This window comes from Caballeronia zhejiangensis, from assembly GCF_000698575.1.
Lineage (GTDB): Bacteria > Pseudomonadota > Gammaproteobacteria > Burkholderiales > Burkholderiaceae > Caballeronia > Caballeronia zhejiangensis.
Genome location: NZ_JFHD01000026.1, coordinates 91,444 through 98,048, shown reverse-complemented (window position 1 = coordinate 98,048; position 6,605 = coordinate 91,444). Strand labels below are relative to the sequence as shown.

At 61.3% G+C, this 6,605-nt stretch carries 6 protein-coding genes and 1 pseudogene; 3 read left to right on the top strand and 4 right to left on the bottom strand.

Annotated features, from left to right (window positions below):
• Positions 1-500: 500 nt before the first annotated feature.
• Entirely contained in the window at positions 501-758 is a 258-nt protein-coding gene (locus BG60_RS38335; protein WP_034473279.1) for a hypothetical protein, read from the bottom strand.
• 42 nt (positions 759-800) lie between these two features.
• Here BG60_RS38335 and flgK point away from each other — a divergent pair, with 42 nt between their 5' ends.
• The 3 genes and pseudogenes from flgK to BG60_RS40275 form a co-directional block, all read left to right on the top strand.
• On the top strand, positions 801-2,744 hold the full coding sequence (gene flgK / locus BG60_RS26165) for a flagellar hook-associated protein FlgK (RefSeq protein ID WP_008352554.1): 1,944 nt from the start codon (positions 801-803) through the stop codon (positions 2,742-2,744).
• An 11-nt stretch (positions 2,745-2,755) separates the two neighbouring features.
• Positions 2,756-3,991: a flagellar hook-associated protein FlgL gene (gene flgL / locus BG60_RS26160; RefSeq protein WP_034473278.1), complete on the top strand. Its 1,236-nt coding sequence runs from the start codon at positions 2,756-2,758 to the stop codon at positions 3,989-3,991.
• A 357-nt stretch (positions 3,992-4,348) separates the two neighbouring features.
• A pseudogene (locus BG60_RS40275) lies at positions 4,349-4,567 on the top strand (LAPAL motif-containing putative phage structural protein); the annotation flags it as partial.
• A 3-nt stretch (positions 4,568-4,570) separates the two neighbouring features.
• Here BG60_RS40275 and fliR read toward each other — a convergent pair.
• The 3 genes from fliR to fliP are packed head-to-tail and all read right to left on the bottom strand — an operon-like array spanning position 4,571 to position 6,430.
• Complete coding sequence (gene fliR, locus BG60_RS26155; protein WP_008352560.1) at positions 4,571-5,362, bottom strand: flagellar biosynthetic protein FliR; 792 nt, start codon at positions 5,360-5,362, stop codon at positions 4,571-4,573.
• A gap of 10 nt (positions 5,363-5,372) precedes the next feature.
• On the bottom strand, positions 5,373-5,642 hold the full coding sequence (gene fliQ, locus BG60_RS26150) for a flagellar biosynthesis protein FliQ (RefSeq protein WP_008352562.1): 270 nt from the start codon (positions 5,640-5,642) through the stop codon (positions 5,373-5,375).
• A gap of 17 nt (positions 5,643-5,659) precedes the next feature.
• Complete coding sequence (fliP, locus tag BG60_RS26145; RefSeq protein ID WP_034473277.1) at positions 5,660-6,430, bottom strand: flagellar type III secretion system pore protein FliP; 771 nt, start codon at positions 6,428-6,430, stop codon at positions 5,660-5,662.
• Positions 6,431-6,605 lie beyond the last annotated feature (175 nt).

The following is a 6,605-nucleotide window of genomic DNA, read 5'->3' as shown; positions in this document are numbered from 1 at the left end:
CCGATACGCCCGCGGTCACACGCAATTTGGGTAGTCCTCTCGTCCATCGTGGGCTGCCTAACGAGTGCCCTCATAGGCCCCATCGGGCTTGGCTCGCGCACGGTCCGCCATCACTCGCCACACAACAAACCGGTTCAGCACGAAATGGCTCCGGCCCGCTTCGCGGCCGACCGGCCAATCGGGGAAGCATGCGCTTCTTCACTAACGCCTCCATCTCACTGCAACCGCCGCACGTTGGTTTCCCTCGCATACCCGGCGGCAGCGCGTAGCGCTGTGCCGAAGCTCTTTCGTGCTGAACCAGCGCGCTCAACGTATTCGGGCGGCGGACCGTGCGCGATCCAAGTCCCGTTATTGTGATGAGGGCACTCTTTAGGCGAGTGCCATCTGCGACGAGAGAACTACCCAAATTGCGTGTGACCGCGGGCCTGAAAAGCTGCTTTCTTTGCTTACTTTCTTTGCAGCAGCAAAGAAAGTGAGTGCCGCCCCGCACAGGGGCAACGCTAATAGACCGACACGAACACGGGATCCGGCGAAACCGGAAGCAAAAGCAAAAGCAAAAGCAAAAGCGAAAAACCAAGGCCAACGAAACAAAATCGAAGAATTAGCCCCAAAAAGGCATGCTCTTCGCGCAATAGCCATTGCGCCACCTCTCCGATAATGGCCCCATCGCAAAAACCGCCCGGGCTTCGGTAAAAGCCAAAACCCAACCCGCAAACGCTCAACTTCCCCGGCAATCGGCCGATATACAAATCAGCCATGCGGCAGCGCTCGATCCAACGCCGCTTCACCAGGATTCACGCATGTCCAATAACATCTTCAGCATTGGTCTTTCCGGTTTGAACGCGGCCCAATGGGGCCTCACGACGACGGGACAGAACATCAGCAACGCCGCGACGCCGGGCTATACGCTCGAGAAAGTCCAGTACCAGGAGTCGCCCGGTCAGTTCACGGGCTCGGGCTATCTCGGCAGCGGCGTTCAGGCCGTCACCGTCACGCGCCAGTACAGCCAGTACCTGACGACGCAAGTCAACAACACGCAAGCGTCCAGCAGCGCCGCCAGCACGTATTACTCGCTGATCTCGCAGCTGAACAACCTCGTCGGCGATCCGACTTCCGGCATCTCGAAAGGCATCTCGAATTACTTCTCCGGCCTGCAGTCGGTGGCGAATTCGGCGAACAGTTCCTCCGCGCGCCAGTCGCTGATGAGCAGCGCGCAAACGCTCGCCGATCAGATCAACACGGCAGGCCAGCAATACGACCAACTGCGTCAGAGCGTCAACACGCAACTGACGAGCGCGGTCTCGCAGATCAACAGCTACTCGCAACAGATCGCCGATCTCAACAAGCAGATCAACATCGCCAGCGCGGGCGGCCAGCAGCCGAACCAGTTGCTCGATCAGCGCGATCAGCTCGTCACGAACCTGTCGTCGATGATCGGCGTGCAGGTCGTGCAGTCCGACGGCAACTACAACGTGTTCATCGGCAACGGGCAGCCGCTCGTCGTCGGAGGTACGCAGTACGGGCTGCAAGCCGTGCCGTCGCCGTCCGATCCGAGCGAGCTCACGATCGCCTACCAGAGCAGCAACGGCGCGACGCAGACGGCCGCGAACATGCAGTATCTCGACAACTCGGCGCTGACAGGCGGCACGGTCGGCGGTCTCATCGACTTCCGCACGCAGACGCTCGATCCGGCGCAGGCGCAACTCGGCGCGATCGCGACGAGCTTCGCCAATCAGTTGAACGATCAGAACGCGCTCGGTCTCGACCTCAACGGCCAGGCCGGCGGCAAGCTGTTTTCGACGAGCGATCCGACCGTCATCTCGAACGCGCGCAACAAGGGCACCGGCGTGCCGACGGCGACGATCGCCGATGGCGCACAGCCGCCGACGAACGACTTCACGGTCACGTACGACGGCAGCAAGTACACGGTGACGGACCCGGCAAGCGGCAATACACTCGGCACGATCGATCCGGCGACGGAGACGAACAAGACGATCAACGGCCTGAACATCGACGTGTCGACGCTCAGCGGCGTGCAGAAGGGCGACTCGTTCACGATCCAGCCGACGCGCGGCGCGCTCGACAACTTCAAGCTCACGACGAGCAACGGCGCGGCGATCGCGGCGGCGTCGCCCGCGGTGACGTCGGCGGCGACCACGAACACCGGCACGGCATCGATTTCGTCGGCAACGGTGACGAGCAACACGATGACGTCGGGCATCAACCTGACGTACAGCGCGTCGGCGAACGGCTTTACATCGGATGTCGATGTCACCGTCGGCACGACGACGTACACCGCGGGCACGACGATTCCGTACGACGCGAACAACGGTCTCACGGTCTCGGCGATGGGCGTTTCGGCGACCATCAGCGGCACGCCGAAGGACGGCGACGCGTTCGCGATCGCGCAGAACAAGGGCGGCACGAGCGACGGCAGCAATGCGCTCGCGATGTCGAACCTGGTGTCGGCGAAGTCGCTCAACGGCGGCACGGACACGCTGACGAGTTCGTACTCGAGCTATATCAACAACATCGGCAACCAGACGAATCAGCTCAAGGCGACGAGCACGGCGCAGACCTCGCTCCTCAACCAGGCGACGTCGGCGCAGCAATCGGTGCAGGGCGTGAACCTGAACGAAGAGGCGGCCAACCTGATTCAGTACCAGCAGCTTTATCAAGCGAACAGCAAGGTGATTCAGACCGCCGCGACGCTGTTCCAGTCGCTGCTCGGCATGTTCAACTGAGGCTAAACGCGATGCGTATTTCCAGTTCCCAGTACTTCAACCTGAACGTCGCTTCGATGAGCGACCAGCAAAGTACGCTTTCGTCGATGTATCAGCAGATCTCGTCGGGCAAGCGCCTTCTCACCGCGTCGGACGATCCGCTCGGCGCGGCGCAGGCGGTGCAGCTCACGATGAAAAGCGGCGCGCTCACGCAGTACGGCACGAATCAGACGACGGCGTTGTCCGCGCTGCAGCAGGAAGACGCGACGCTGAGCAGCGTGAGCAGCGCGCTGACGAGCGTGCAGACGCAGATCGTGCATGCGGGCGACGGTTCGCTCACCGATTCGGACCGCACGGCCATCGCGAACACGATTCAGGGTTTGCGCGATCAGCTCTTCAGCCTCGCGAACACCACGGACAGCAACGGCAACTATATTTTCTCGGGACTCAAGGGCGGCACGCAGCCGTACACGAACGACCCGTCGGGCGTCGGCGCGCAGTATTCGGGCGATTACGGCCAGCGCACGGTGCAGATCAGCGAAGGACGGACGATCCCGGTGGGTGACACGGGCGCGTCGATCTTCGGCAGCGTATTGCCGACGGAAAGCGATCCGGTGTCGAGCGCGGCCAGCACGAACACGGGCACCGGGACGATCAGCGGCGTGAGCGTCAACGATACGAGCAACGCGGCCAATGCGAGCACGTACACGATCAAGTTCTCGGTCTCGGCGACGGATGGCTCGACGACCTACTCGGTCACGTCGAACCCGGCGGATTCATCGTTGCCGACGAACGTGGCCTACACGGGCAGCACGGACATCGCGCTTGGCGGCCAGAAGGTGACGATCGACGGCACGCCCGCCGATGGCGACACGTTCTCCGTGGAGCCGGCGGCGTCGGGCAACAACGACATCTTCGCGACGCTCGACAGCCTCGTGAACGCGCTCAAGCAGCCGACGGGATCGCCGGGCGCGCAGGCGGCGCTGACCAACACGCTGACGACGATCGGCACGAAGGTGAGCAACACGTTCAACAACGTGCTGGCGGCGCAGACGGTGGTGGGCGGACGCGAGCAGCAAGTGCAGTCGACGCAGAGCGCAATGCAGACGAGTCAGACGCAGACGGCGAGTGACATCGCGAATCTGACGAGCATCGACCTCGTTTCGTCGATCAGTCAGTACGAGTTGACGCAGAGTTCGCTGCAGGCCGCGCAGATGGCGTTTTCGCAGATTCAGAAGATGTCGTTGTTTGATTACATTCAGGGTTGAAGGCGGCTTTTTTTGCTTTCTGCGTTCTCCCTTCTGCTTTCGCCGGATCCCGTATTCGCGTCGGTCTATTAACGTTGCCCCTGTGCGGGGCGGCACCTACTTTCTTTGCTGCTGCAAAGAAAGTAGGAAAAGAAGGCAGCTTTTCAAGCCCGCGGTCACACGCAATTTGGGTAGTCCTCTCGTCCTCGGTGGCACTCGCCTAAAGAGTGCCCTCATAGAACCAATCGGGCTTGGCTCGCGCACGATCCGACAAACCATTCCCTTTAACGCGCTGGTTCAGCACGAAACAGCTTCGGCACAGCGCTACGCGCTGCCGTTGGGTATGCACAGGAAGCCAACTCAGACAAGGACGGAAACAAATGGCGCGTTCACGACGGCCAATATCCTTTTTTCGCCGCATTGGACGACGAAGTATTTCTGAGCAAAGTGAATAGCGGCGAACGCTTTGGAAAAGGCGACGTCCTCGTCGTCGATCTACGCCAAATTCAATCGATCGAAGCTGGCGCGTTGAAAAACGAGTATCGAATCATCAAAGTGCATGAGCATCGGGCGCCCTTGCAGCAGGCGCTTCTTTAGCGACTAAAGCGCCCCCGCAACCCGCCCAATCTGCGCAATCCCCACATCGAAAACCCGCTGAAAAAACGGCATCAGATTCGGCACCATGAGCTGCAACAAAAGCAGCCCGACGAGCATCGTCACCGGAAACCCGACCTGAAATATCCCGATCTGCGGCGCAGCGCGATTCAAAACGCCGAGCGCCAGATTGGCGATAAGCAGCGCCGCCACGATCGGCAACGCCAGCAGCAAGCCCGTCGAAAACACGCTCGCGCCATACCCGACCAACACGCGCCATCCCTGCGCATGCGAGGCCGACGCCACCACATTCGCCTCGATCGGCACGCTCTGAAAAGTCGCCACGAGCGCGCTCATCAACTGCAGATGGCCATCGAAGACGAGAAACGCGAGCATCGCCAGCGTGTTCAGATAGCGCGACACGACCACCGCATTGCCACCCGCGCGCGGATCGTAAAGCGTCGCGAAACCGAGGCCCATCTGCTGCCCGATGAACTCGCCGGCTGCATCCACGGTCGCGAACGCGATCTGCATCACCATGCCGATCGCCGCGCCGATCAGAAACTGATTCACGATGATCCACACGCCCGCCGCCGAAAACACCGTCGCCTGCGGCATCGCGGGCAGCGTCGGCGCGACGATCAGCGAGATGAAGGCCGCAAGCGCGATCTTCACGCGCATCGGAATCGCCATGTGGCTCAGCACGGGCGCGGTGGCGATCAGCGCGAGAATTCGCACGAACGGCCACAGAAACGCCGTGAGCCAGCCGTTCAGCTGCGCATAGGTGACGGAGAACATCGAACGAAACTCAGCCCGTGATCGCAGGCGTGATCGTGAAAACGTGGCGCATGTAGTCGAGCAGCGTCGAGAGCATCCACGGACCGGCGATCACGAGCGTCACCGCCACCGCGATCAGCTTCGGAATGAACGAGAGCGTCGATTCGTTGATCTGGGTGGCCGCCTGGAACAGGCTCACCACGAGACCGACGACGAGCGCGACCAGCAACAAGGGCGCGGCGAGCAACAAGGCGACGTACATCGCCTGATGCGCCATCGTCATGACGGATTCTGGCGTCATTTCAAAGTCTCACGAAATCAGGAAACGAAGCTCTGCGCGAGCGAGCCGATCAGCAACTGCCAGCCATCGACGAGCACGAACAGCATCAGCTTGAACGGCAGCGCGATCGTCGAAGGCGAAACCATCATCATGCCCATCGACATCAGCACGCTCGCCACCACCATGTCGATGATGAGAAACGGAATGAAGATCGTGAAGCCGATCTGGAAACCCGTCTTCAATTCGCTCGTGACGAACGACGGCACGAGCAGCGAAAGCGGCACGTCTTCCGGTCCGTTCATCGGCGCGGCGTGCGAGATGCGCGCAAACAGCGCGAGATCCGATTCGCGCGTCTGCTTCAGCATGAACTGCTTGAAGGGCGCGACGCCGCGCGTCATCGCCTGATCCATCGCGATCTGGCCTTCGGAGAAGGGCTTGTACGCGTCGGTGTAAGCCTTGTCGAGAACCGGCGACATCACGAAGAACGACAGAAACAGCGCGAGGCCGACGAGCACCTGGTTCGGCGGCGTGCTCGTGGTGCCGAGCGCCTGCCGCAACAGCGACAGCACGATGATGATGCGCGTGAAGCTCGTCATCATCAGGACCATCGCGGGCAGGAACGAGAGCATCGTCAGCAGCAGCATCGTCTGCACGCTGAGCGAGTACGTCGTGCCGCCGTTCGGGCCGGGACTCGTGTTGAAGGCGGGCAGCCCCGCCGTGCTTTGCGCGAACGCCAGATACGGCGCGAGGCCGATTGCGAAGGGCAGCGCGAGCTTCACGCCGCGCACGATGTTACGACTCACCTGCATTACTTGCTCCCGCCGACGATGCTTGCGAGGGCATCGAGAATGCGCTGACCTTGATGAACGACGAACGTGATGACCATGGAATCCTGCCTCTTTCGATAGCGTGAATTCTCGGCTATCGCGGCATGGGACGATGGGGCGAAAAGAGGGGGAAACCCGCGCCAACTCGTTCTATTGC